The following is a 25672-nucleotide window of genomic DNA, read 5'->3' as shown; positions in this document are numbered from 1 at the left end:
CGGGGACTCTCAGGCCGTGGACCGGATACCGGGTCCGGACACACCGATGGGGGCCGTGCCGGGTGGGCACGGCCCCCATCGGAGACGATCGTCCGGTCAGTCCCTGGGCGCGCAGAGGGCGGTCGCGACCGCCGCGATGCCCTCGCCGCGGCCGGTGAGGCCCAGACCGTCGGTGGTGGTCGCGGAGATGCTCACGGGAGCCCCCACGACCTCGGAGAGCGTCTTCTCCGCCTCGTCACGCCTGGGCGTGAACCGGGGACGATTACTGATGATCTGCACGGCCACGTTGCCGATCTCGAAACCGGCCGCGTGCACACGCGCGACGGTCTCGGTGAGCAGGGCCGCGCCCGAGGCGCCCTTCCACCGGGGATCGGAGGTGCCGAAGTTGGTCCCGAGGTCTCCGAGGCCGCACGCGGACAGCAAAGCGTCACAGGCCGCGTGGGCCGCGACATCACCATCGGAATGGCCGCTGACACCGTCTTCTCCCGGCCATTCCAGACCGGCGAGAAAAAGTGTTCTTCCAGGAGAAAACGGGTGGACGTCCGTTCCGACGCCCACCCGAGGCATTTTCGTCATGAATTACGTGATTCCGCGAGTATCAGTTCGTCAGAACCTCGTCGAGGAGGGCTTCCGCCTTGTCCTCGTTGGTCTTTTCCGCGAGCGCGAGTTCGCTGACGAGAATCTGCCGCGCCTTGGCGAGCATCCGCTTCTCGCCGGCGGACAGACCGCGCTCCTTGTCCCGGCGCCACAGGTCGCGAACCACCTCGGCGACCTTGTTGACGTCGCCCGATGCCAGCTTCTCCAGGTTCGCCTTGTAACGCCTGGACCAGTTGGTGGGCTCTTCGGTGTGCGGCGCGCGCAGCACCTCGAAGACCTTGTCCAGGCCTTCCTGCCCCACCACGTCACGAACGCCGACCTCCTCGGCGTTCGCGGCCGGCACGCGCACCGTCAGATCGCCTTTGTCAACCCTCAGAACGAGATAGGTCTTCTCCTCGCCCTTAATGGCGCGAGTCTCGATCGCTTCAATACGAGCAGCCCCATGATGGGGGTAGACAACAGTGTCGCCGACCTTGAAAGCCATGTGACAGGTACCCCTTCCGCTACCACAAGGATACCATGAATCTGTGACTTAACGTACCTATTAGCTTTGCGAACATGCAGGTCAAGCCACACTTTTCAGGGCTTGACAAAGTGTACCCGAGGAGTCTCCGAGACCTGGTCAGAGCACTTCCGAGAGGGCCGGAACCCCCTCTGTTCAGCCGGATCGTGACGAAGCGGAGATAGTCTTCGGATAGGGTTCGCCCTCCCTCCGGACACCCTCCGCGAGGCCCCATCGCGATCTACGTCACGATTTCGGACGGGGGTGACCCTCCATTGACCCGGCCGGATCTCCCGGGCGTGTCCCACCGCGCCCCACACCCCCACCACGCCCTCGTCGATCCGCCCTCCCGGGCCGCTCCGAGAACACCGAGGGCCCCGGAACCCGAAGGTCCCAGGGCCCATCGACGCACCCGCGGTCAGGCCTCGGGTTCGTAATCTTCGCGTTTCTCTCCGGTCACCATGTAGACCAGGTTGTCGGCCACGTGCACGGCGTGGTCACCGAAGCGTTCGTAGAACCGACCGACGAGGGTGACGTCCATGGTCGCCTCCACCCCGTACTCCCACTCCGGGGCGAGGATGCGCTGCAACAACTTGCGACGCAACCGGTCCATCCGGTCGTCGTCCTTGTCGAGTTCGAGGGCGGTGTCGGGGTCCTTCTCGGTGATGACCTCGCCGGCCTTGGTGACGAGCAGCTCCGCCTGGTGTCCCATCTCCAGGACGATCGAACGGACCGGCTTGGGGATGGCCGAGTCGGGGTGACGGCGCCGGGCGATCTTGGCGAGGTGGACCGCGTGGTCCCCCATCCGCTCCAGGTCACCGCGCATGTAGAGGGCCGTGATGATCGTGCGCAGGTCGGAGGCGACCGGCTGCTGTCGGGCCATCAGACTGAAGGCGGTGTCCTCGATCTCCTGGTCCAGGCGGTTGATCGCCTCGTCACCGGAGATCACCTCCTGCGCCGCCGTCAGATCGCTGTCCAGCAGGGCGGTCGTGGCACGCGCGATGGCGTGCCTGGCGAGCCTGGTCATCTCGACGAGGCGTTCGCCCAGGCTGTCGAGGTCCTCATGGTACGTATCGCGCATGTCCCCCATGTTCGCAGTGCCGATCTGAAGGATCGGCCAAGAATCGGTGAACGATGGAAGAACCTCGGTTGTGTCACATGCCCTGACCGGGTAAAGCCCCAGTCGGCACGTTTACGATCGAATCGTGCAAGGGGAACTTCTCGCCGCCGTGACCGGCATCATCGGACTCGTCCTGGGCATCGTCATCGGTGCCGCGGTCGCCGGTCCGCTCTTCCGTACGCGATCCGGACGCCTGGAGCCGAGCCCCTCCCAGGAGGGGGGCGCGCTCCCGCCCGGTATCGCCGAGGTGCTCTCAGCGCTTCCCTCCTCCGCCGTGGTCCTGGACTCCGGCGACAAGGTGTTGCGCGCCTCCTCGGCCGCGCGGGCCTTCGGGCTCGTACGCGGTGAGGAGCTGGTCATCGGCGAACTCCTCTCGCTGGCCCGCAAGGTCCGGCGGGACGGGGTCATCCGCGAGACCGACATCGAGGTGGCCGTCCGCAAGTTCGGCCCCGACGCCACGTCCTTCGCCGTAAGGGTCGCTCCACTCGGCGGGACCGGGTTGGTGCTGGTCCTGGCCGAGGACCAGACGGAGCACCGAAGGGTCGAGGCGGTCCGCCGCGACTTCGTGGCCAACATCTCACACGAGTTGAAGACCCCCGTGGGGGCGTTGTCCCTGCTCGCGGAGACCGTGCAGGACGCCAGCGACGACCCGGAGGCGGTCCGTCGGTTCACCGCGCGTATGCAGACCGAGGCCACCCGGTTGACCGCGGTCATCCAGGACCTCATCACGCTCTCCCGCATCCAGGGCGCCGAGCCCATCGCGGAACCGGCGCCCGTGGACCTGGAGGCGGTCGTCGAAGAGGCGATCGACGCGGTGCGCATGCCGGCCGACGCCAAGGGGATCGAACTGGTGGGCAGCGGCGCCGAGGGGCTGACCGTGCTCGGCGACGAGGCGATGCTGGGCACCGCCCTGCGCAACCTCATCACCAACGCCGTCGCCTACAGTCCGAAGAACACCCGTGTGGCGGTGTCCGTGGGCACCTCCCGGTCGAGCATCGACATCAGCGTCGCCGACCAGGGCATCGGCATCCCCCAGCAGGACCTGGAAAGGATCTTCGAGCGGTTCTACCGTGTGGACGCCGCTCGAAGCCGGGCCACCGGTGGTACCGGGCTGGGCCTGGCGATCGTCAAGCACATCATGACCCACCACCGTGGAGAAGTGACCGTGTGGAGCAAGGAGGGGTCGGGGTCGACGTTCACTCTACGTCTGCCCAGACCCGAGAGCCGGGAGATCGACGTGTCCCGGAACGACAACCACCAGGAGACGGCACAGTGACGCGCGTACTCGTAGTAGAGGACGAGGAGTCCTACAGCGACGCCCTGTCGTACATGCTGCGCAAGGAGGGTTTCGAGGTCGCGGTGGCTCCCACCGGCACCGTGGCCCTGGAGACCTTCGACCGGACCGGGGCCGACCTGGTACTGCTCGACCTCATGCTGCCGGGGCTCTCCGGCACGGAGGTCTGCCGGACCCTCCGGCAGAAGTCCAACGTCCCCGTCATCATGCTCACCGCCAAGGACTCCGAGATCGACAAGGTCGTCGGTCTGGAGCTGGGCGCCGACGACTACGTGACCAAGCCGTTCTCCTCCCGCGAGCTCGTGGCGCGCATCCGCGCGGTGCTGCGTCGTCGGGGCGAGGACGACGTCGTCCTTCCCGCCGCCCTGGAGGCCGGCCCCGTCCGTATGGACGTGGAGCGGCACGTGGTGACGGTGCGCGGCGACAACGTACAGCTCCCGCTGAAGGAGTTCGAGCTGCTGGAGGTGCTCCTCCGCAACGCGGGCCGGGTGCTCACCCGTATGCAGCTCATCGACCGCGTGTGGGGCGCCGACTACGTCGGGGACACCAAGACCCTCGACGTGCACGTCAAGCGCCTGCGCGCCAAGATCGAGGAGGACCCGAGCCACCCGCGCTACATCGTGACGGTGCGCGGCCTGGGGTACAAGTTCGAGCCGGTCACCGTCGAAGCGGAGTGACCCCCGGCCCGGGGCCCTCGGGTCTCCCGTGCCGCCGTCTCCCCGTCCTTCCTCTCTTTCCGACCCGATCCCGGACGGTGACACCACCGTCCGGGATCTCTCATGTCCGCTCTTCTAGGCGTACCGTTCCACGGCGCGGGCCAGGACCTCGCAGGCCCGGCGCAGACCCGTGTAGGAGGCCGTCCCGTAGCCGATGACCAGCCCGTGCACGCTCGGCTCCGCGTGGCTGGAGCGGGAGGTGTCCTCGACCAGGACCCCCTCACGCGCGGCGGCGGCGACCACCGGCGCCACGGCCTCCTCCGGCAACGGCAGCAGGACGTGCAGACCCGCGGTGTCGCCGACCGGCCGGGGGCCCAGGTGTTCCACCAGCAGGGCTCTGCGGCGGGCGTACTCGCGTCTCATCCGCCGCAGGTGTCGGTCCAGGTCCCCACGTTCCAGCAGGAACGCCGTGGCGACCTGCACGGGCCCGCTGGTGCGGTCGGACAGCTCCGCCCGGGTCCGGGCCAGCCGGTCGGCCAGATCGGGTTCGGCGACGATCCAGCCGATGCCCAGGTCCGGGTCGAGGGTCTTGGACAAGGTGCCGAGAAGGACCACCCGTGCCGGATCGAGCCCGTACAGGGCGGGTAGAGGGGCGACGTCGTAGCGGAACTCGGCGTCGTAGTCGTCCTCCACCACCAGCGCCCCGGTGCGCTCGGCCCAGTTCAGAAGGCGTTCGCGGCGGGGAACCGGTAGTCGACCGCCGAGCGGGTACTGATGAGCGGGCGTGGTGTAGACGAGACCGAGATCGTCGGGGAGCTCCTCGGGGCGGATACCGTCACCGTCGACCGGGCAGGGGACGACGTGGTCCCCACGGGCGGCCAGGATGGAACGGGCCCGCCCGTAGCCGGGCTCCTCCACCCCCGCTCGAACGCCGGGCCCCAGAAGCGCCGCGACCAGGTCGAGGCCGTTGCCGGTACCCCGGGTGACCAGGATGTTCTCCGGTCCGATGTGGATCCCTCGGGACCGTCGCAGGTGTTCGGCCAGGAGTTCGCGCAGTCGTGGCAGACCACGGGGATCGGGGTCGTCGGAAGGGACCTGTTCGGCCGCGTGGCGCCAGGCCCGGCGCAGGGCGGCGCGATCGTGGTCGTGGACCCAGGGGGCACCGGCGCGCAGGTCCACCAGACCCTCGTTCCGGGCCTGTTCACGAGAGATCCGTCCACGGACCTCCGCGTTCGACGGGGCCGCCCGCTCCCGACGTTCGAGGTCGCGCCGGTGCCGCGCGCTCGAGAGCTCCCGCTCGGCCACGAAGGTGCCCGAGCCATGACGTCCTTCCAGCCACCCTTCCGCGTAGAGCTGCTGGTAGGCGTCGGTGACGACCGTACGGCTCACCCCGAGACGCGCGGCCAGCGCTCGGCTGGAGGGAAGACGTTCCCCCGGCCGCAACGCCTCGGAGACCATGGCCTCGCGCAGCCCCGACGCCAGTTGGGCGGTGAGCGGCTCGGCGGCCGACCGGTCCAGCCGGAGCACGGGATCGACATCGGGACGGGACAAAGTGGTCCTCCGTTCCGGGTGGAAAGTGGCCATGGTCGGCACGTCCACTTCTTTCTACTTTGGAGCCATGCTCTCCACCACCGAACGCACGCGTCTTCGGCGTGCCAAGCACAAGGCCCGGACCGACCGCACCGAACTGTACGACCTGCTCGACGAGGGCCTGATCTGCCATCTGGGCGTCGTCGTGGACGGCTCGCCCCGAGTGATCCCCACCGGATACGGACGTATCGACGACACCCTCTACCTGCACGGTTCGACCGGGGCCCGCTCTCTTCGAGAGGAGGGGGAGGTGTGCGTCACGGTGACCCTCCTGGACGGGATCGTGCTGGCCAGGTCGGCCTTCCACCACTCGATGAACCACCGCTCCGCGATGATCTTCGGAACACCGCGCGTGGTCACCGACCCCGAGGAGCACGAGGCCGCGCTCCGCGCGATCACCGAACACCTCGCCCCCGGACAGTGGGACACGGTGCGTCTTCCCGACGCCAAGGAGACGGCCGCGACCCGGGTGCTGGCGCTGTCCCTGGAGGAGGCCTCGGTGAAGGTGCGCACGGGCCCGCCCGGCGACGACCCGGAGGACCACGCCCTCCCGATCTGGGCCGGTGTGCTCCCGACACGTATGGTCTTCGACCCGCCGATCACCGACCCCGACCTGGCCCACGACCTGCCCGTTCCCGAGCACGTGGCGGCGCGCGTCACCCTTGGGCACCGGACGGTCTGACACGGGGCCCTCGCCCCGGTTCAGACCTCCAAGAGGACGGTGAAGGGCCCCTCGTTGGTCAGACCGACGGACATCCGCGCCCCGAACACACCTGTGGCCACCTCCGCCCCCAGGTCGCGCAGTTCCTTGACGACGGCGTCGACGAGGGGCTCCGCGACCGGGCCCGGTGCGGCCGCCTGCCAGGTGGGGCGGCGGCCCTTCCGGGCGTCCCCGTAGAGGGTGAACTGGCTGACCACCAGGATCGGGGCCCCGATGTCGGAGCAGGACCGTTCCTCCTCCAGGATCCGCAGTGTCCAGAGCTTGCGGGCGACCTTGGCGGCCTCGGCCCCGGTGTCGGTATGGGTGGCCCCCACCAGGGCCATGAGGCCCGGACGGGTGATCTCCCCGACCACCTCGCCGTCCACCGTCACCGACGCGTGCGACACCCGCTGCACGACCGCGCGCATGGGCTCCCCCGTTCCTCTCGGATCCTCTCGTCCCGGCCGGGACGTTCCTATCTCGATCGTTGCAGCTGGTTGAGCAGGCGGGCGCGGCGGGTGTTGGTGATGACACCGCTGAGGGTGACCACGAAGGTGGTGATGGAGTCGGCGAAGTCCTCTATCCGCCACTCGCGCGGGCCGGTGTACCAGGCCAGGCCGTCACCGGTGAGCTCCTCCGGGGTCAGGTCGGAGATGGCCGCCGAGGCCAGGATGTCGGCCCAGCGCTCCACGTCGTCGAAGATCACCGCGTAGGGCAGGCAGCGCGAGTAGAGCTCCACCCGCTGTCCGGGCGGGGCCTCCTGGGCCCGGGGGCTCAACAGGTAGTCGCGAAAGCCCATGGTGTGGGCGTAGACCGAACTGCCCAGCCTGGTCTTGGCCGGCATGTACTGGGCGCCGGCCGTGATCGCGGCCCCCGCGATGATGACGGCGAGGCCGGTGAAGGCCGCGCCGGTGAACGCGGCCAGCAGCCCGGTCAGGACGACCCCGACCGCGGTGGTGGCCATGCCCGCGGTGGTCCACACGCTCCGGACCCGACTCGGCGAACGGGAGAACCAGCGGAGCCGGACCATGTCCTGGTACAGCTCCTCGCGTACCCGATCGATCCGCTCGGGCAGGTTACGGGAGTAGCGGGGGGAGGCCAGCTCGGACAACCGAACGGAGCGTTCCTCTCCGAAGAACGCGTCGAGCAGAAGCCGTTCGGAGGCCAGCAGGGTGTCGCCCGGCGGGCCTCCCAGACGGACCAGTCGCCAGTCCACCGAGGTGAAGTGCTCGTGCGGAAGCTCCTCCAGGCGGATGTAGCCGCGCACCGCCAGATCCAGGACCGAGGCGGTGAGGTCGGCGATGTCCACACGCTCGTCGATCAGCGTGCCGATCTGGCCGGGGTGGACGTCGTCGGGTGCGTGGAAGCGGAGTCGGCCGTGCTCGCCGGGTTCGAGCGGGGCGTGATCGCCCTGAGCGGCCTCACGTCGCAGGGCCCGCTCGTCACGGCCGCGCAGACGGATGAGCGCGACGAGGCCGCCCACCAGGACCACCAGCAACAGGCCGAACACACTCGCGGTGGCCGGTGTGACCTCGAAGGCGGAGGCCAACGACCAGCGGCGGTCCAGGAGGGGCTCGCCCTCCGCCGTACCGGGCGGATAGTTGACGACGATGTCGAGGCGGTCGCTGGGGTCCATGTCGGTCTGGAGGAAGTGCGCGACGACCGCCTCCCCGCCCATGTCGGAGGCGGTGCAGTACATCGAGCTGCGCGGCTCCCCGGCCAGGCACGACAGAGCTTCGGGCGGCATGGGGGCGGTGACGGTCACGTCGGTGGTGCGGACGGTGTGACTGTAGGCGCCCACCGCCCGCCACTCCAATTGGACGCCCTGAACGACCTCCCCGACCGCCCCGCGCACCTTGTAGGAGAGCCGTACGCCCCGGGTCCCCTCGGTCGGGATACGGACCAGCAGGGCGCCGTCGACCTCCTCGGTCTCGATGTCCAGAGTGGCGCCGTCGGCGTCGACCGCCGAGACACCGTCGATCTCGAACCGGCGGTCGTGGTCGGTGTCGTAGATCATGGTGGAGGTGAGCGCCCGGGTGAAGGTCTCGGGGGCCTCCCCCTCGAAACGGATCGCCTCCTCCCCCGCGAGGACACCGTGCCGGTCCAGTTCGAGGTCGATCTCGTTGGTGATCACCGGGGCCGAGGCGTCACGGGCGGCGATGATCCCGGGGGCGCGCCCCGGTACTGTGGTCTCCGGTGCGGACGCCGTCGCCGCGTGGACCCTTTCCTCCGACCACGCCACGGTGACCGCCGTGACCAGCGAGGAGAACACGAGCAGGGCCGTCGCCCAAGCGACGGCCGGGCGCCAGGAGCCGACCCACCACATGACGCGAGAGCCTATCCGGTCCTCCCCCGGACCCCGTCCGCAGGGCGCCGCCCCACGTGGCGTCGCGTACCGGCGCGCCGATCCGACGTCACCCTCCACCGTCCCCACCGGACCCCTCCGTCCCGTCTTCGCTCGTCCATCGTGCCGAACGCTCCCGACCCTCTCCCTACACGCGGGTGTGATCCCGTGCTGAGGGAGAGACGCCCGGAGGCCGACCTCGACCCCTGGGCCGAGCGCCACGGCCTCCTCCAGCGCATGGGGCTCGGTGTGTCCCTGTCCCTCGGCACCGGACTGGCCGCGATCGGATTCACCGGGTTCCTGGCGATCTCGGCGATGTTACCGGCGGCCGCTCCGGCCTGGGGCGACCCGGTCGGGACCGACCCCACCGAACTACTCTCGGAGGAGGCCTCGCACGCCCCTTCGGAGGGCGGGGACGCTCCGATCGACGACCCCCTCGGCCAGAACCCGCTGTACGTGGCGGACGAACTGGGCGAGGTGACCTGCTCCCCTCCCCCGCTGGACAAAGAGGATCCTCGTTCGGTGGAGGCGTTCGTCCACTCGATCGCCGACTGTCTGGACACGGCCTGGGGAGACTACTTCACCGACGCCGGACTGCCGTTCTCCTCTCCCAACCGGGTGTACTGGTACGCGGAGGGGCACAGCCCGTGCGGCCCCTTCCCCAGCGAGGGCACGGCGGCCTTCTACTGCCAGGCCAACCAGGGGCTGTACCTGGGGGTCAAGGACATCGTGGCCGCCTCCGGCGGGAGCGACGCCCCCGAGGCGTACACGTTCCTCCTCAGCCACGAGTACGGCCATCACGTGCAGGGGCAGTCCCGGATGCTCGCCGAGTTCCACTCCCTGCGGGCCGGCGCCGACGACGAGACCGCCGACGAACTGACCCGCCGCAACGAACTCCAGGCCAACTGCCTGGGAGGCGTGTTCGTGGGCGCGGCCGAGGACTCCCTCGGCTACGGGCCCTCCGAACGGGAGAACATCCTCGACGACGTGGCGCGCCGTTCCGACCACGCGGGCACGAGCACCCACGGATCCGTCGAGAACGGGCGCCTGTGGACCGAACACGGCCTGGACCGCAGGAGCCCGGCCTCCTGCAACACCTGGGAGGCCCGCGAGGAGTTGGTGCGGTGAGCGGGCCCCTCGTCCCGGACACGCCCGACGGGGTCTCACGGCTGGAACACGCGCGCCGGACCCACCGGGCCCACCGTCGGGTGCTCGGCGCCGTCTGCGGCCTTCTCGTGGCCCTGCTGGCGCTGTCGCTGCTGGCGTGGAGCACGGCCCGGGAGGAGGGACCCGCCTCGGAGACGGTCGCCGGAGCCTCGGGGAACGGGGACGACTCCCCCGGCCCCGACGGCGCGGTCCTGGACGCCCCGACCGGCCGCTCGGGGCCCTACGCTCCGGAGGTCCCGGACCGCCCCGTGGGGGAGACGGCCCTGGTCGCCAACCCGCTGTACGACACCGGACGGTTGAGTCCGTTGCCGTGCCCGGTACCGGAACTGGACGTGGACGTGCCCGGCTCGATGGAGCACTTCCTGCACATGGTCGCCGACTGTCTGGACGACGCCTGGCAGACCCAGTTCGAGCGGGCGGGCATCCCCTTCGACCCGCCGAACCGGGTGTTCTGGACCGACCCCGGGGAGAGCCCGTGCCGCTCCTACCCCTCCGCCGCCGGCGCCTTCTACTGTCGTGCCAGTGGCGCCATCTACATCGGTACCGAGGACGTGGTGGACAAGTGGAACGGCTCGGAGGACAGCGTGGTGTACGCGTCCCTGCTGGCCCACGAGTACGGGCACCACGTCCAGGGCGAGTCCGGGCTGCTGGAGTACTACCACGATCAGCGGCGGCTGGAGGAGACCGACATCGGGCGCAACGCCTGGACCCGTCGCAGCGAACTTCAGGCCAACTGCCTGGCCGGCGCCTTCCTGGGCTCGGTCAGGGTGAGCTACCCGCTCTCCGACGACGACCTGGAGACCCTGCTGGACGACGCCGCCGCGACCGCCGACCGTGAGGAGGGGGCCGAGGAGGAGCGTACGCACGGTTCCATCGAGAACAGCGTGACGTGGACCCGCGAGGGCTGGGAGGGCCAGTCGCCGGGGTCGTGCAACACCTGGGATCTGGAGGACGACTCGCTCGTCGATTGAACGAGGTGACGAATCCGCCGTCCACAGGCGGGATCGCCCTCTATACCGGCGGCGACGGTGCGTGGCACCATGGTGACATGACGGATACAGCCGACCCCCTCGGCTCGCACGAGCCCGTCCCCTCCTCCCCGACCCCCCGTCCCTCCCCCACCCCACCGGCCGACCCCCCCTCCGCGGCCCGTACGCCCAACGGGGTGGAGTTGCGCGTACACGGGGTGAGCGGCGGCCACGCCGAGGAGCTGCTGGACGTGGAGCCCGCCATGCGCGTGGGCGGCGATCGGCTGGCCGGGTTCTTCCGCTGGCGTCGAGAACCGGACACCGAGACCGTCCCCGGTGTGCGCCGAGAGATCTTCGCCTGGGGCAACCTCACCTCCGGCAGCGCCTCCCGGGCCTTCTGGCTCCTGCTGCTGCCCTTCATGATGATCAACGTGGCGTACTGGATGCGCCCGGGACACATGGACGGCAAGCGCACCGGGGTGCCCAGAGCGGCCGGGATCGCCTACGGGGCCGGGGTCCGTCTCTCGGCCCTCTCCCTGACCATGCTCATCACCCTGGCCGCCGCCGGTGTCGGAATGGACCTGATCGCCTGGCAGTGCGGCGGTCAGGGACGGGAATGCGCGAGGGCCCTGCCCTGGGCGTCCTTCCTCGTCGCCCCCGGCTCGCCCCTGTCCACCCCGGGATGGTCCCTGCTGGTCGGCGCCGTGCTGCCGATCGCGGTCGTGGGCGTCCTGTGGCGACTGTCGCGCCGGACGGCCGCCGACTACGAGGTGGTGACCGGTCCGGTCCGCTCCGACCACAGCGACGACGCCCCGCTCAGCCACCCCGACTTCTGGCGCAACAGCGAGATCATGGCGAGGCTCCGTTCGGCGCACATCGCGATCGCGGTCGGGACGGTCGCCGCCTTGCTGCTTCTGCCGCCCCTACTGCACGATCTGGCCGGTCGCGACGCCCCGGGGACGACCGGGACCGGGCCGTGGGCGGTGGGAACGGCCCTGGCCATCCTGTTGGGCGTCGTCACCGCGGCGAGCACCGCGAGCGTGCTGATCCCCGGCCGGGACCCGAGATGGAACGTACGCGCCGACCGGCTCTGCCGGGCCCTGCGCGACCTCGCCCTGGCGCTGACCGTCCTCGTGGCCGTGTACACGGTCTGGCCTCGGCCCGGATGGACCGCCGAGGGCAGGCTGCCCGGCGGCGGCACCATGCTCAACACCCTCTTCGCCGTCCAAGGCGCTTTGGTCCTGCTCCTGGTCGTGGCGGCCCTGGTGCTGTTCGCGACGGACCGACCGCACTCGGGCACCGCCATGCGCGGTCTGGCCGGGCCGTCCACGGCCGCCCTGGGCATCCTCTTGGGCGGTGGCTTCTCGGCCGCCCTGGTCTACCAGGGGGCCCGGTGGCTGAGCGGCTGCGGCACGATCGACGCCGCGGAGGCCGGTTGCGTGACCCTGTCACCGCCCACCGCCTACTCCTGGCTCCAGTTGGCGTTCTCCTTCGAGGCCCTCATCGTGCCCCTCGTCGTCCTGGTCCTGGCCCTGAAACTGCGCGCCATGGCACGGGCACGGCTGCCGGAGGTCGCCGCGCTGTACTCGCGTCCGATCGAGGACCGACGGACCCGGGAGATCGCCCGGGCCCGCGCGATGGGCCGGATGACCGAGACCGTGCCCTGGATCCTGGCGACACTGCTGCTGCCGGTGGTGCCACTGGTCGGGCTGGCCCTGTACTCGATCCTCACCGGGACCCTCGTGGCCGGCCCCGTCGACGCTCCGGCCGCGGTCGCGGGCCGGGTGCAGGGGGTCGCGCAGAGCGTCGTCGACGCCATGGTGGCCGTGGGATCGCTCATCGGCGGGGCCGCCCTGGTCGCCCTGGTGTGGATCGGCCGCAGCGCCTATCGGGACCGGCCGACCCGACAGGCGGTGGGCGCGCTGTGGGACGTGGGCACCTTCTGGCCCCGGGCCGCGCACCCCTTGGCCCCGCCCTCCTACGCCGAGCGCGCCGTTCCTCAGCTCACCGCCAGGGTGCGCAGGATGGCCGGGGAGAACACCGGGGTGGTGCTCTCCGGGCACTCCCAGGGTTCGGTGCTGGCCGCGGCCACGGTGTGGCAGTTGCCCGACGAATGCCGCGGGCGGGTCTCACTGCTCACGCACGGCTCTCCCCTGGACCGTCTGTACGCCCGCTACTTCCCGGCCTACTTCGGCCCGGCGGCCTTCGCCGACCTCTCGGGGAGGGTCTCGGCCTGGCGCAACCTGTGGCGGGTCACCGACGCCATCGCCGGCCCCGTGCGTCGCCGAGGTCCGAGTGGCACGGAGACGGTCGCCACGGCCGAGCCGCTCCCGGACCCGCGCTCCTACGACGCCCCTCCGGGCGAGGCGCGCAGACCGGAGATCCTGGGCCACTCGTACTACACCGGCGACCCGGCCTACGCCGAGGCGTTGTGGCGGGTACTGCCGAAGGAACGTTCCGAGGAGGAGAGCACGGGGGTCGAGAGGCCGCCCCGCCAAGGGCCGTAGGCGGCGCGGGGGCCGACCTCGTCACGGAGGGCGGCCGCGTCCGGTCTCCTACCAGGGGCCGTAGGGGCCGCTGTTGCGGTTGCCGCCCGCGCCCTTGACCGCCGGACGCACGTCCAGCAGGAAGATGAGCGTGGCCACCAGACCGAGGATCACGAACATGCCCGTACCCGTGAGGACCGCGAGCAGGGAGACACCGCTGGCGACACCGGTCAGGATCACCCACAGCTTCTTGGTCTGCTTGTCCATGACCTCGAACGCCTGCGGCGGGGTGCGCAGCGCCTCGATGAACGCGTAGAGGCTGGCCACGAAGGTGACCAGGTAGACGAGCTGCCAGATCCAGTAAAACAAGACACTCTCCAGAGCTACGCGCGGCCGAGCGGGGTTCCGTCCCCTCTCCTCGGTCAACGGACCGGATCCGACAATCGTGCCCGTGGGAGGCAGGGATCACAGCCATCGGGGCCTCGGGCGTGTTCGAGGGCTACCCTCGGCCCGGGCCCGAAACACCGGTCCGTCAGACCGGAATGTGCCAGAGACAGGTCACGGCCGCCAAGAGGAAGGCCGAGGAGCCCATGATGATCGCACCCGCGTGGTAGGGGAGCTCGTCATCGGGGCGCAGAAGGCGATTCACCCGACGCATCACGTCCGGCTCGGCGTGCTGGACCGCGGCCATCGCGCCGGCCGGCACCGGAGCGGGACCGGCGGCGCCGAAGCGCAGCAGGGCCATCGCCAGCTCCCGGGAGGAGCTCTTACGGCGGGCCTGGTCGTCGGCGCACATCTCGATGAGGAGGGCCACGGTCTCGTAGTAGGTGCGGACCAGGCGCACCTTCGGGAAGGCCCGCTTGAGCGAGGAGAACGGCAACAGGACGAGGTCGTGCCGCTGCCGTAGGTGGGCGTGCTCGTGGGCGAGGACGGCGGCCAGTTCGCGGTTGTCGAGGACCGCCAGAGCGCCCGCGCTGATCACCACCTGGGACCGCAGGACACCGGGAAGGCAGTAGGCGGCGGCGGCCGGATGGTCGACCACGCGGGCGCCGGGAACGTCGGGGTGGTCGCTGGCGACCAGTTCGAGCAGGTCGTGGTGGCGTCGACGGACCCGGACCACCTGCACGAAGGAGGCGACCAGTCCGGCGAAGAGCACGAGGGTCAGGGTGACCGCCACGACGATGGCGACCAGGTGGCTGATGCCCACCAGCCCCTGGGAGAACTCGGCGAGCAGGAACTCGCCGGTGATCAGGTCGGAGACCATGGCCATGACGCCGCCGGCGGCCCCCAGTTCGTAGGAGGACAGTCCGAAGGCGAGCAGGGCACCGATGGTGGAGACACCCCAGGCCAGGCCGAGGGCCTGCCAGGCGATGACGGCCGTGTAGGGGCCGCGGGAGGGCCACTTCGCCCTGTGGAGAGCTTCCATGGCGACGAGGCAGCAGACCGCGACGATGCTGAGGAGTGCGGCACTGACCATACGGACCTAGTTCCTTGGCTGCTCGATTTCCGCGAGTGCGCGCCGAAGCGCTTCAGCCTCCTGGCCGTCCATGGATTGGACGAAGGCGGCCAGGGCGGCGTCACGGTCCACCGTCTGCCCGAGAGCGTCGAACATCAGCTCGGACACGTAGTTCTCACGGCTGGCTGCCGGACGGTACCGCCACGCACGTCCCTCACGTGCCCGAGTGACGACCTTCTTCTTGGCGAGTCGGTCGAGCACGGTCATGACGGTCGTGTGCGCCAGGTCCCTCTCCGCGAGAGCTTTGCCGACCTCGCGAACCGTCATTGGTTCGTTGCGTGCCCACAGTACATCCATCACCGCGCGTTCGAGTTCGCCAAGCCGATTCATATCGCCAGTCTACGGGCGGTAGTACTACCCCCGGTGGCACCCCCACGTTAATTCGCGATGACCTATGGGGAAGGGGTTCGAGCCCCCCGGGTCGGGGACGTCCTCGCGCGGCCCGGTCACTCCACCGTGCCGGGAGGGTGTCGGATCTCGCCCGTCCTGCCCACTGGTCCCGTGAGTCCCACCTCCGAGCCCCGACGGGCCGTCGTACCCTCCGTTGTATGGGACACCGGCATCCGAGCAGGCTCAAGAACCCCGAGGTGGGTCACGCGCGCGCCCGTTGGTTGTTGCGCGCCGAGCTCGCCGGGTGCGACGACTGCCGGGCCGAGGGCGACGAGGACGCCCTCTCCGATCTGGCCTCGGGCGGCATCTTCGATTCCCTGCTCACCGGCTTCGTCCTCTCCCGCGTCCAGCGCTGGCACTCGCCCGGCCGCCCCTCCCGATATCCGACCACGGTGTACCGCGTCGCCCCCATGGACGAGCGGGAACTGTGGTGGGTGCCGACACGTCACTGCATGAGGGTGTGCACGGTGACGGCCTCGCAGGAGGTGGACACCGTGCCCGCCCTACGTGAGCTGCGCCTGATGTCGGTCCCCGATCGCGCTCTGGTGCTGGACGACGTCATCGACGGGCTGGCCGAGACGGAGGGGTGACCACGGGGGACCCTCGTACGTTCTTCCGGGACCGTCCCGCGACGCCGGGGAACACGGACCCGGTCAGCGGCCGGGGTCGGCGATCGGTCGTGGATAACCGGCCGTACCCTCCCCTTCCGCCTCCTCCCAGGGGGTGTGGGCGCGTCGACCGGGCAGTCCGGCCAGTTCGGGCAGGTGGCGCCGCACGTACTCGCCCTCGGGGTCGAAGCGGCGAGCCTGCCGCAGCGGGTTGAAGGCTCGATTCGGTCGAGTGTCGTTGCCGGTCCCGGCCACCCACTGCCAGTTCCCGTACTCGTCGGCGACGTCCCCGTCGGTGAGATGGGCGTCGAAGTGGGCGGCCCCCTCACGCCAGTGCACGCGCAGGGTCCGGGTGAGGAAGGCGGCGGTGATCATCCGGGTCCTGTTGTGCATGAACCCCTCCGCCAACAGTTGCCGCATGCCCGCGTCCACGATCGGGACCCCCGTCCGTCCCTCCTTCCAGGCCTCCAGGGCCTCCGGGTCGTGGCGCCACTCCCGATCGCGCGGGCGGTAGTCACGGGTGGCGATCTCCGGAAAGGCCGCCGTGACCTGGTGGTGGAAGTCGCGCCAGGCGAGCTGGCGGACGTACTCCGGACCACCGGGGAGATCGCGGGCCGCCGCCTCCACCTCCAACGGTGAGAGACAGCCGAAGCGCAGGTCGGCGGACAGGTGCGAGGTGGCCGCTCCGGGGAGATCGTCGTGCCGGTCCGGATAGTCGGCCAGGCCGCGGTCGATCCACCTCCGTAGGCGTTCGCGAGCCCGGGTCGGACCGCCCCGTGTCCTCTCCGGCGCGAGCGCCCCGATACCGCCGGGTTCGGCGTCCAGGTCGGGGAGCGGGCCCGGGTCGATCCCCTCGGGTGGTCGGACCCGTGCGGGGGCGGTCCGGATCTTCCGTCGCTCCTCGGCCTCCCAGGCCCGCCAGTAGGGCGTGAACACCTTGTAATGATCGCCCTTGGCCGGTGTGATCGCCCCGGGGGGCACGATGGTCGGCCCCGGATGGACGCGCACCTCGAGGTCGGTGGCGCGCAGGGCCGCCTCCCTCCGCGCCGCGAACCGGCTCACTCCCCCGCCCAGGTGGACGGCGCGGGCCCCGGTCTCTCGGGCCAGAGCGCGCACCTCGGTCACGGTGTCGCCCCGCCGCAGGACCAGATCACCACCGAGGTCGCGGAGGCCGGAGCGCAGGTCGGCGAGGGCCTCGGTCAGATAGGCCCGACGGTTACGGGCGGCACGACGCAGGAGGCCGGGTTCGAGGACGAAGAGCGGTACGACCGTCTCGGACTCTTCGAGCGCGGCGGTCAACGCGGGATGATCGTGGAGGCGCAGGTCCTGGGTGAAGAGGACGAGGACGGGGGTGCCCAAAAGGACTCCTTCACTCTATGGAATCATCACACTACCGCCCGTGCGTGTCGACGGTTGGTCGTCGCCGGTCGGGGTAGAGCCCCCACCATGAAGCCGCCTCCTCGCCCCGTGGTCGGGGTCTCCAGTTGCCTGCTCGGCGCTCCGGTGCGTTACAACGGCGGGCACTCGCGCTACCGGTTCCTCACCGACGAACTGGACCGACACGTGAACTGGCTCCCCGTCTGCCCCGAGGCGGAGATCGGCCTGGGGGTACCTCGCCCGACCCTGCGCCTGCGGGACTCGGACGGCTCGGACCGGGTGGTCTCCACCAAGGACGGCGTCGACCACACCGACGACCTCGCGGGTGTCGCGGATCGCCACCTCAAGGAGCTGCGCCGCCTGGACGGCTACGTGCTCAAGAACAAGTCCCCGAGTTGCGGGCTGCTCTCACTGCCCGTGTTCGACGAGAAGGGCGATCGTCGACGCGGTACCGGGCGGGGCGCCTTCGCGGCCAGGCTCACCGCCCTTCTACCCCTCCTGCCCGTCGAGGAGCAGGGCCGGCTGTCCGACCCGGTACTGCGCGAGCACTTCGTGGAACGGGTGTTCGCCCACTCCCGACTGCGCTCCCTACTCGAAGGGGCATGGCGACCGCGCGACCTGGTGGAGTTCCACACTCGGCACAAACTCCAGCTGATGGCGCACTCGCCGGACGGCTACCGGGAGACGGGACGGATCGTGGCCCGGGCCGGCGGGGGCGACCGCGAGGAGATCGCCGCCGCCTACGCGGAGGCCTTCCAACGGACGCTCGCGCTGCGGACCACGCGGGGCAAGCACGCCAACGTGCTCCAGCACATCTTCGGCATGGTGAGCCCGGCACTGGACGACACGCGCAGGCACGATCTCCTGGCCGGAATCGAGGAGTACCGGGAGGGCCAGAGTCCGCTCAGTCTGCCGGTGGCCCTGTTGCGACACCACTGTCTGGCGGAGGACCTGGAGTGGGCCTGTGGGCAGACCTACCTGCGCCCCTATCCCGACGCGCTGCGCCTTCGGCACCCGGTGGCGGTCTGACGGAGAGCGGCGGACCCGCGGGGATTTCGGAGGAGACGTCCAGGGCACGCCGCACCTTCCACACACAACGACCCCACTCGACTACAGTGGGTGACATTCTCGGTCGTATCGAGACCGTTCACCGGTGCCCCCGAACCCCGAGGTCGCGACGTGTTCGTCTCCTTCTCCCGCCGTGTCACCGTGCTTCTCGCGTCCTGCGCCGTGGCCTTCACCGCCGCCTCCCTGGCCACCACGGCCCAGGAGAATCCGGCCGACCGGCTCGGGCCGGAGCTCACCGAACCCGACCCCGAGAGGGTCCTGGGCCACGTACCGCCCCCCGCGCCCACCGATTCCGCCCCCGCTCCGATCCCCCGCCCCGGGCACGTAGCGGTCTGCGGTGAACCCGGCCGGGACGAGATCGTCGCCCTCCCCGACCCGAGCGCCCCGGGGGAGGAACGCCCTCTGTGGATACGCAGACCCCCCGGGCCCGATAGCGCCGACCTTCCCGTGCTGTACCTGCTGCACGGTTCCTCCTCCACCCACACCACCCTCATGGACGCGGGGGTGGGCGAACTCCTGGACCGCCAGATGTGCCGCATGGGGGTCGAGTTCGTGGTGGCCGCCCCCTACGGCCAGGTCGCCGACGGTTCCACGACGGAGTGGGCCGACGCCCATGACGGCCGCTTCGCTCTGGAGGAGTTCGTCACCGAAGCGGCCGTCACCGCCGTGGAGGGGGAGCATCGCCGGTCCCGATCGCTCCGGGCGATCGGCGGGTTCTCCATGGGCGGATACGGCGCGGCCGCCCTGGCCCTGCGCTCGCCCGACCTCTACTCCCAGGTGGTGAGCTGGGCGGGGTACTTCCGGGTCGACGACCCCGACGGCGTCCTCGGCGAGAACACCACCGGCCACTCCCCCGACCGTCTCCTGGGTTCGGAGAAGGCACGGGATCTGCGGTTCCTCCTGGTGGAGGGCCGTGAGGACCACACGCCGCTCCAAGAGGGATCCATTCACGGCGAGGCCGAACGCTTCTCCTCGCTGCTCGCCGAACGCGGTATGACGGTCACCACCCTGCGGCCTCCGGGCGGCCATGATCTGACCACGTGGAAGAGCACCTTCCCCGACGCCGTGGACTTTCTGGTCTCCGGTTGGGCCGCCTCACCCTGATATCCCCGTTCGTCAACCCCCGCCCCCTCGGACGATCGGGTCGGGAACAGTGTGTACCTTCGTCGCTGTTGTCGACTACTGCCCGCACACTCGACCCGGAGGGACCACCGTTGTCCGGACCCGTTCCGTTGGGAGAACAGACGGCGGTCCCCTCGAGGATCGCGACCGTCAGTCTGCACACCTCGCCCCTCGACCAACCCGGCACCGGTGACGCCGGAGGCCTCAACGTCTACGTGGTCGAGGTGGCCCGTCGCATGGCCGAACGCGGAGTGGCCGTGGACGTGTTCACCCGGGCCACCACCCCCTCGCTTCCGTCCGTGGTCGAACTCTTCCCAGGGGTGAACGTCCGGCACGTGCCCGCGGGCCCCTACGGCCACTTGGACAAGAACACCCTCGCCCGCTACCTGTGTCCGTTCGTCTTCGGCATGCTGAGAGCCGAGGCCCAGGGAGACCCGGGCCACTACGACCTCGTGCACGGTCACTACTGGCTGTCCGGCAGGGCCGGTGTGATGGCCGCCCGTCGCTGGGGCGTACCGATGGTGCAGACGATGCACACCATGGCCAGAGTGAAGAACGCGGCCCTCGCCGAAGGCGACACCCCCGAACCCGAGGAGCGGGTGCGCGGAGAGGACCAGCTGGTCCGCCAGGCCGATCGGCTCATCGCCAACACCGACGACGAGGCCCGTCAGCTCGTCGACTTCTACGGCGCCCGCCGTGATCAGCTCCACACGATCCCTCCCGGCGTGGACCTGGATACCTTCACCCCGGGATCGCGCACCGAGGCGCTGGATCGGATCGGTCTCCCCCGCGACACCCACCTTCTGCTCTTCGTCGGCCGTGTGCAGCGGTTGAAGGCACCGGACGTGCTCATCCGCGCCGCAGCCGAACTCCTGGAACGCGACCCCTCCCTGCGCGACCGTCTCGTGGTGGGTGTGGTCGGCGGCCTGTCCGGCGGAGGGACGCGCGAGCCCCGCATGCTCGACGATCTGGCGCGATCGCTGGGCGTCGCCGACGTCGTGCGTATGGAACCGCCACAGGACCGCGCGCGCCTGGCCGACTACTACCGGGCCGCCACCGCGACGGTGGTGCCGTCCTACTCCGAGTCCTTCGGGCTGGTCGCGGTGGAGTCCCAGGCGTGCGGCACCCCGGTGGTGGCCTCACGTGTGGGCGGACTGACCACGGCGGTCTCCGACGGTTTCTCGGGTGTGCTGATCGACGGGCACGATCCGCGCCACTACGCCGCCGAGCTGCACCGACTGATCCACGAACCGGCCCGACGTGCCAAGCTGGCCGAGGCCGCGCCCCTGCACGCGGCGACCCTGGGATGGTCTCGGACCGTGGACGAGTTGTTGGACGTGTACCGGTCCGCCCTCACCCCGAACGACCTCCCCCTGGCCGAGGCCGCGGGCCGATGACGGCGACCGGAAAGGAAGGAAGGCACGTGGAGGAGACGACGGCGCGTGAGAGCGCGATCAAGGCGATCGACGAGGCCGTGACGGAGGCCGGCCTGGAGGTCGAACGTCCTCGTGAGGGCTCCTTCCTGGTCACGATCCCCGGCGAGGCCAAGCTCAAGACCCTGGTCTGGCTGGAGGCCGGGCCGCACAGTCTCACCCTGACCTCGTTCTTCTGTCGCCGTCCGGACGAGAACCACGCCGGTTTCTATCAGTGGCTGACGCGCCTGGGCACGGACATGTACGGGATGGCGTTCACCTCCGACGAGGTCGGCGACGTGTACATCCGGGGCCGGCTCCCCCTGGCCGGAATCACCCCGGAGGAGGTCGACCGGTTGCTGGGATGCGTGCTCACCTACTCCGACGAGAACTTCAACACGGCGCTGGAGCTCGGTTTCGCCTCGGCGATCCGCAAGGAGTGGAAGTGGCGTACCGAGCGCGGCCACGACACACGGAACCTGCGGGCCTTCGCCCATCTGGCCGAGACCGCCGACGAAGGCTGATCCGGGAGCGGAACCGCCCGCCCCGCGCGCGAACGGCCACGGGGCGACGGCCGAACGGAATCGGCGAGTGACTAGGCTTGTCCCCATGGGAACTCTGGTACTGCTGCGACACGGTGAGAGTGTCTGGAACGCGAAGGGCCTGTTCACCGGCTGGGTGGACGTGGACCTGTCCGCACAGGGCGAAGAGGAGGCCCGCCGCGGCGGTGAACTGCTCAAGTCCGCCGGGGTGACCCCGGACATCCTGCACACCTCTCTGCTCAAGCGCGCCATCCGCACCGCGAACCTCGCGTTGGAGACCGCCGACCTGCACTGGCTTCCGGTCGAACGCACCTGGCGCCTCAACGAGCGCCACTACGGCGCCCTCCAGGGCAAGGACAAGGCGCAGACCCGTGACGAGTACGGCGACGAACAGTTCATGATCTGGCGTCGCTCCTACGACACCCCGCCGCCGCCCATCGCCGACGACGACCCCTACTCGCAGGCCGGAGACACCCGCTACAGGCTGCTCCCGCCGGAGCTGCTGCCGCGTACCGAGTGCCTCAAGGACGTCCTCGACCGGGCCCTGCCGTACTGGTACGACCGCATCGTCCCGGACCTGGCCGCCGGCCGGACCGTCATGGTCGCCGCCCACGGCAACTCGCTGCGCGCCCTGGTCAAGCACCTGGACGGGATCGGCGACGCCGACATCGCCGGCCTGAACATCCCCACCGGGATCCCGCTGGTCTACGAGCTGGACCAGGACCTCAAGCCCACGAACCCGGGCGGCACCTACCTCGACCCGGAGGCCGCGAAGGCCGCGATCGAGGCGGTCGCCAACCAGGGCAAGAAGTGACGCCGGACCACGACTGAACCGACCTCCACGTGCCCGTACCGCCCTCGCGGTGCGGGCACGTCGTCCGTTCGGAGTCGGCCCCCGCGAGCACCGTCAGTAGACGAGGGCCTGGGCCCCTTCGCGGATGCTCTCCTCGACGAAGGTCGGTGCCCCCGCGATACGCACACCGTCGATCAGGTCGTCCCGACCGAGCTCCCGGCGGGCCGCGCACTGAGTGCACACCGTCATCCGGCCGGCGGCCAGCACGGAGGCCAGCAGGTCGGCCAAGGGCGCCGCGTGCGGCAGTTCGAAGGTCTCGGCCCGTCCGGGGACGGCGAACCAGGTCGCCTCGCCGGTCAGCCACAGGGAGACGTCGACGCCGCTCGCCAACGCGGCGGCCGCGACGGTGAAGGCCTGGTTGCACCGCTCGGGAGCATCCTCGCCGGCCGTGACCTTGATCACCAGGGAACGAGACATGTGCTTCAGCCTAGCGGCAGGCCGGCGACGGTGAGCGCCGCCCCCACGACCAGGCAGACCATGAAGGCCGTCAGGAGGGCCAACGCCTCGGTCCGACGCGGTGAGACCCGCGAGGGGCGCTCGCGCACACCGTGTTCGATGACCAGGCCGCCCTCGTCCGGGGCGGTCAGGACCACACGGCCGTCGACCACGCGCAGAAGGCCGGTGACACGGACGCGCGCGCCCTGCCGGATGACCCACTCGCGGTACTCGAACTCGATGGTCTCGCCTCGGAAGACCCCGGAGATCGGGCTGCGGACACGGGACAGGAGATCGTCCGCCGCCGCGGCCACCCCGGGCTGAGGCCGACCGACCAGACGCTTGAGGCAGAGCTCGGCGTCGCGCGGCTCGGTACCGTCCGGGTCGACGTAGATCCGTTCGGCGTCCGCCGGACGCCCCTCCCCCACCAGGCCGAACAGGTCATCGGACCCGTAGTCGGCGATCGAGTCGAAGGCGCGTTCGACGACCTGGCCCTCGACCTGGTCGCGGGCCAGGGGGCGATAGTGACGGAGCACCTCGTGGCCGTGCCAGACACATTCGACACCGGCCAGACCGGACTCGATGGGCCCTCCACCGGGACCGGGCGCGGCCACCCCGGTGAGGGTCACACGCTGGCCCTCACGGTCGGCGAGCGCGGAGGGGAGCAGGCGGGCGAGCCCGCGCTGGCGCTGCCAACGGCGCAGGCCGATGATGGTCAGTGGCAGCAGGACCGCCGCGATGGCGAGCAGCGCCACACCGATCACCAGTAACACAGGCAGCCCCTTAGGAGAATGCGTCGGAGGTCGGGACAGCGGTCGACTCCAAGCCCCGTGGCCGCACCGTGTCCGTTCACCATCTTTACCAGTTCTCCGGGAAAGCGGGGCCAATTGGGCATGGCCGGGCCAAGGCTCCGGGGCGCCGCCCGGAGCGCCCGCGCGGCACCGTCACCGGTACCCCCGAGACGCCGATAGTCTCGGTGGTTATGGACTCTGCGGTACACCCTGATCTGGCGAAACTGTCCTTCCTGTTCGGACGTTGGGAAGGCGTCGGCGTCGCCGGATACGTGGAAGAGGAAAAGTTCCAGTTCGGCCAGGAGGTCGAGTTCAGCCCGCGTGCGGGTCTGCCCTATCTGGCCTACACCGGTAAGGCCTGGCGTATGAACCCCGACGGGACCACCGGTGAGCTGGTCACCGAGGAATCGGGCTACTGGCGTGCGCTGTCCGCCGAGGACACCGCGCAGTACGCCGCGGACGATGAGGAGAACATCGTCCACCTCGAGGTGATGATCGCCCACAACGAGGGCTATCTGGAGTCCTACGAGGGCAACGTGTTCGCCAACCGGGTGGAGATGCGCAGCGCGGGCATCGTGCGGACCATCACCGGCCTGGAGGTCGAGGGCTCCCACCGCCTGTACGGCCTGTTCAACGACGGCAGCCAGACCCTGGGCTACGCCTGGGACCTGGCCGCGCGCGGCCACGGGCTCCAGTCGTACATGTCCGCTCAGCTGAAGAAGGTCTCGGAGAGCACCCCGGGCAACGGGAAGTGACCTCGAGGGTCTTCGGACAGAACGAACCCCGGGCCGTTCCCGCCTGAGCGGGGTCGGGTCGGACCAGGTCCGACAGCCCGGGGTTCGGGTGTCCGTCTGGGATTCGCCACGACGCGCGTCGAGCGAACGCTCAGCGTCGTCCTAGCGGACGGCCACCTCGCCAGTCCTGAAATCGATCATTTCTCGGACCACCTCCTTTCCTGCGTGCCTCGAAGGTATGTCGTCCTCCCGGCCCGGGGCAAATGTTTTTCTGTGACGTGTATCCCCAGGTCAGAGCAGCCGCTTCGAAGCCCTGTCGCATCGACCTCCGCTACGGATAACCTCGGCGGTATGACTTCGCCGCTGCTGACCACACACGGTGCCGTGAGCGCCGAGACACCCGACTCCGACGTCGCCGCCCACTACGGCGACCCCTCCCACGAGGGCCGCGCGATCGAACGCTCCGCCGCCTGGGTCGACCGGAGCAACCGGGGCGTGGTGCGGGTGAGCGGACCCGACCGTCTGGGCTGGCTCAACGACCTCACCAGCCAGCTCACCCGGGGCCTCGCCCCGGGCACGGGCACCGAGGCCCTGATCCTGGACACTCGAGGCCACCTGAGGTGGCACCTCTCCTTGGTCGACGACGGCGAGGCCACCTGGATCCACACCGAACCGGGCCAGGGCGCGGAACTGGCCGCCTTCCTGGACTCGATGGTCTTCATGCTGCGGGTGGAGGTCGAGGACCTGTCCGAGAGCCGCTCCGTGCTCAGCGTGCTCGGCCCGAAGCGGGACGAGGTCCTGGCCGCCGTCGAGGGGCCGATCTCCCGCGTCACCGAGGACCAGGTCGACCTGTTCGTCCCCTCAGAGGACCTCGTGGCCATCGCCGAGGGTCTGACCGGGTCGGGGGCCCGCCCGGCCGGCCTGTGGGCCTACGAGGCCCACCGGATCGCCTCCCACCGGCCTCGGGCCGGTATCGACTCCGACGACCGGGCCATCCCCCATGAGATGGACTGGATCGGCTCCGCCGTCCACCTGGACAAGGGCTGCTACCCCGGTCAGGAGACCGTGGCGCGCGTGCACAACCTGGGACGCCCGCCCCGGCGGCTGGTCATGCTGCACCTGGACGGTACCGCCGACCGGCTCCCCCACGTGGGCGCCGACATCGAGATGGAGGGCCGCCGGGTCGGCCGCGTGGGAGGTTCCGCCCGTCACCACGAGATCGGCCCGATCGCCCTCGGCCTGGTGAAGCGGACCGTGCCCACCGACGCCACCCTGACCGTCGAGGGCATCGCCGCCGGTCAGGAGGTCATCGTCGACCCGGACACCGGCGCCAACGCCGACATCGGCGACTTCCGCCGCACACCGCGCTGACGGCCGCACCGCACACGAACATGATGGAG

26 protein-coding genes are annotated in these 25672 nt (G+C 70.3%); 14 read left to right on the top strand and 12 right to left on the bottom strand.

Going from position 1 to position 25672, the window contains the following annotated elements; all coding sequences use genetic code 11:
• Positions 1–96 precede the first annotated feature (96 nt).
• From ispF to phoU, 3 genes are all read right to left on the bottom strand, one after another.
• Positions 97–567, bottom strand: coding sequence for a 2-C-methyl-D-erythritol 2,4-cyclodiphosphate synthase (gene ispF, locus D451_RS0101400; RefSeq protein ID WP_187294578.1), 471 nt, complete (start codon positions 565–567; stop codon positions 97–99).
• Positions 568–598: 31 nt separating this feature from the next.
• Positions 599–1081 carry a CarD family transcriptional regulator gene (locus tag D451_RS0101395; RefSeq protein ID WP_014910398.1) on the bottom strand — a complete coding sequence of 161 codons (483 nt, stop codon included), beginning with the start codon at positions 1079–1081 and terminating at the stop codon, positions 599–601.
• 436 nt (positions 1082–1517) lie between these two features.
• Entirely contained in the window at positions 1518–2180 is a 663-nt protein-coding gene (gene phoU / locus D451_RS0101390; RefSeq protein ID WP_014912175.1) for a phosphate signaling complex protein PhoU, read from the bottom strand.
• Between the two features lie 124 nt (positions 2181–2304).
• Here phoU and D451_RS0101385 point away from each other — a divergent pair, with 124 nt between their 5' ends.
• Both D451_RS0101385 and D451_RS0101380 read left to right on the top strand, forming a co-directional pair.
• Entirely contained in the window at positions 2305–3495 is a 1191-nt protein-coding gene (locus D451_RS0101385) for a sensor histidine kinase (RefSeq protein WP_014908148.1), read from the top strand.
• A complete protein-coding gene (locus D451_RS0101380; RefSeq protein WP_014912466.1) occupies positions 3492–4190 on the top strand; it encodes a response regulator transcription factor in 699 nt (232 codons plus the stop codon). The genes D451_RS0101385 and D451_RS0101380 overlap by 4 nt, the downstream gene beginning before the upstream one ends.
• Positions 4191–4304: 114 nt before the next feature.
• Here the strand turns inward: D451_RS0101380 and pdxR are convergent, their stop codons facing one another.
• Complete coding sequence (gene pdxR / locus D451_RS0101375) at positions 4305–5753, bottom strand: MocR-like pyridoxine biosynthesis transcription factor PdxR (RefSeq protein WP_051067447.1); 1449 nt, start codon at positions 5751–5753, stop codon at positions 4305–4307.
• A 34-nt stretch (positions 5754–5787) separates the two neighbouring features.
• On the opposite strand from pdxR, the gene D451_RS0101370 reads away from it, so the two are divergent.
• Positions 5788–6441: a pyridoxamine 5'-phosphate oxidase family protein gene (locus tag D451_RS0101370; protein WP_017533143.1), complete on the top strand. Its 654-nt coding sequence runs from the start codon at positions 5788–5790 to the stop codon at positions 6439–6441.
• 20 nt (positions 6442–6461) lie between these two features.
• Here D451_RS0101370 and dtd read toward each other — a convergent pair whose 3' ends face one another.
• The gene (gene dtd, locus D451_RS0101365; RefSeq protein WP_017533142.1) at positions 6462–6887 is read right to left on the bottom strand and encodes a D-aminoacyl-tRNA deacylase; all 426 of its coding nucleotides are present in this window, start codon (positions 6885–6887) and stop codon (positions 6462–6464) included.
• Positions 6888–6934: 47 nt separating this feature from the next.
• Positions 6935–8785, bottom strand: a complete 1851-nt coding sequence (locus D451_RS0101360) for a DUF2207 family protein (protein ID WP_017533141.1) — start codon at positions 8783–8785, stop codon at positions 6935–6937.
• 186 nt (positions 8786–8971) lie between these two features.
• On the opposite strand from D451_RS0101360, the gene D451_RS0101355 reads away from it, so the two are divergent.
• The 3 genes from D451_RS0101355 (at position 8972) to D451_RS0101345 (ending at position 13445) form a co-directional block, all read left to right on the top strand.
• Positions 8972–9931, top strand: a complete 960-nt coding sequence (locus D451_RS0101355; protein WP_014912414.1) for a neutral zinc metallopeptidase — start codon at positions 8972–8974, stop codon at positions 9929–9931.
• Positions 9928–10941, top strand: coding sequence for a neutral zinc metallopeptidase (locus D451_RS0101350; protein WP_017533140.1), 1014 nt, complete (start codon positions 9928–9930; stop codon positions 10939–10941). The genes D451_RS0101355 and D451_RS0101350 overlap by 4 nt, the downstream gene beginning before the upstream one ends.
• 77 nt (positions 10942–11018) lie before the next feature.
• Positions 11019–13445, top strand: coding sequence for a hypothetical protein (locus tag D451_RS0101345; RefSeq protein ID WP_241463271.1), 2427 nt, complete (start codon positions 11019–11021; stop codon positions 13443–13445).
• 48 nt (positions 13446–13493) lie between these two features.
• Here the strand turns inward: D451_RS0101345 and D451_RS0101340 are convergent, their stop codons facing one another.
• The 3 genes from D451_RS0101340 to D451_RS0101330 all read right to left on the bottom strand — a co-directional run bounded on the left by D451_RS0101340 (position 13494) and on the right by D451_RS0101330 (position 15270).
• Positions 13494–13793, bottom strand: coding sequence for a DUF2516 family protein (locus tag D451_RS0101340; protein WP_014909848.1), 300 nt, complete (start codon positions 13791–13793; stop codon positions 13494–13496).
• Positions 13794–13956: 163 nt separating this feature from the next.
• Positions 13957–14901, bottom strand: a complete 945-nt coding sequence (locus tag D451_RS0101335) for a M56 family metallopeptidase (RefSeq protein WP_014913414.1) — start codon at positions 14899–14901, stop codon at positions 13957–13959.
• Positions 14902–14907: 6 nt separating this feature from the next.
• Positions 14908–15270: a BlaI/MecI/CopY family transcriptional regulator gene (locus D451_RS0101330; protein ID WP_014909290.1), complete on the bottom strand. Its 363-nt coding sequence runs from the start codon at positions 15268–15270 to the stop codon at positions 14908–14910.
• 218 nt (positions 15271–15488) lie between these two features.
• Here D451_RS0101330 and D451_RS0101325 point away from each other — a divergent pair, with 218 nt between their 5' ends.
• Positions 15489–15920: a hypothetical protein gene (locus tag D451_RS0101325; protein ID WP_014911111.1), complete on the top strand. Its 432-nt coding sequence runs from the start codon at positions 15489–15491 to the stop codon at positions 15918–15920.
• Between the two features lie 63 nt (positions 15921–15983).
• Here D451_RS0101325 and D451_RS0101320 read toward each other — a convergent pair whose 3' ends face one another.
• Positions 15984–17297: a cryptochrome/photolyase family protein gene (locus D451_RS0101320; RefSeq protein ID WP_017533138.1), complete on the bottom strand. Its 1314-nt coding sequence runs from the start codon at positions 17295–17297 to the stop codon at positions 15984–15986.
• Positions 17298–17384: 87 nt separating this feature from the next.
• Between D451_RS0101320 and D451_RS0101315 the strand changes: the two genes are divergently transcribed.
• From D451_RS0101315 to D451_RS0101295, 5 genes are all read left to right on the top strand, one after another.
• A complete protein-coding gene (locus D451_RS0101315; protein WP_017533137.1) occupies positions 17385–18344 on the top strand; it encodes a YbgA family protein in 960 nt (319 codons plus the stop codon).
• Between the two features lie 150 nt (positions 18345–18494).
• On the top strand, positions 18495–19487 hold the full coding sequence (locus tag D451_RS0101310) for an alpha/beta hydrolase (protein ID WP_017533136.1): 993 nt from the start codon (positions 18495–18497) through the stop codon (positions 19485–19487).
• Between the two features lie 110 nt (positions 19488–19597).
• On the top strand, positions 19598–20902 hold the full coding sequence (mshA, locus tag D451_RS0101305) for a D-inositol-3-phosphate glycosyltransferase (RefSeq protein ID WP_017533135.1): 1305 nt from the start codon (positions 19598–19600) through the stop codon (positions 20900–20902).
• Positions 20899–21441 (top strand): YbjN domain-containing protein, encoded by a 543-nt coding sequence (locus D451_RS0101300; protein ID WP_042284471.1) that lies wholly within the window; start codon positions 20899–20901, stop codon positions 21439–21441. The genes mshA and D451_RS0101300 overlap by 4 nt, the downstream gene beginning before the upstream one ends.
• 85 nt (positions 21442–21526) lie before the next feature.
• The gene (locus D451_RS0101295) at positions 21527–22273 is read left to right on the top strand and encodes a phosphoglyceromutase (RefSeq protein ID WP_017533133.1); all 747 of its coding nucleotides are present in this window, start codon (positions 21527–21529) and stop codon (positions 22271–22273) included.
• A gap of 93 nt (positions 22274–22366) precedes the next feature.
• On the opposite strand, the gene D451_RS0101290 is transcribed toward D451_RS0101295, so the two are convergent.
• Positions 22367–22729 carry a DsrE family protein gene (locus tag D451_RS0101290; protein ID WP_017533132.1) on the bottom strand — a complete coding sequence of 121 codons (363 nt, stop codon included), beginning with the start codon at positions 22727–22729 and terminating at the stop codon, positions 22367–22369.
• A 5-nt stretch (positions 22730–22734) separates the two neighbouring features.
• Positions 22735–23520: a hypothetical protein gene (locus D451_RS0101285; protein ID WP_017533131.1), complete on the bottom strand. Its 786-nt coding sequence runs from the start codon at positions 23518–23520 to the stop codon at positions 22735–22737.
• Positions 23521–23729: 209 nt separating this feature from the next.
• Between D451_RS0101285 and D451_RS0101280 the strand changes: the two genes are divergently transcribed.
• On the top strand, positions 23730–24293 hold the full coding sequence (locus D451_RS0101280; RefSeq protein ID WP_014910261.1) for a nitrobindin family protein: 564 nt from the start codon (positions 23730–23732) through the stop codon (positions 24291–24293).
• A 330-nt stretch (positions 24294–24623) separates the two neighbouring features.
• Complete coding sequence (gene ygfZ / locus D451_RS0101275) at positions 24624–25643, top strand: CAF17-like 4Fe-4S cluster assembly/insertion protein YgfZ (protein WP_017533130.1); 1020 nt, start codon at positions 24624–24626, stop codon at positions 25641–25643.
• The last annotated feature ends 29 nt before the right edge of the window (positions 25644–25672 follow it).

It is taken from the genome of Nocardiopsis alba DSM 43377 (assembly GCF_000341225.1).
GTDB classification, from domain to species: domain Bacteria; phylum Actinomycetota; class Actinomycetes; order Streptosporangiales; family Streptosporangiaceae; genus Nocardiopsis; species Nocardiopsis alba.
The sequence above is the reverse complement of the archived record's forward strand: the minus strand, read 5'-3'. Positions and strand labels throughout refer to the sequence as shown.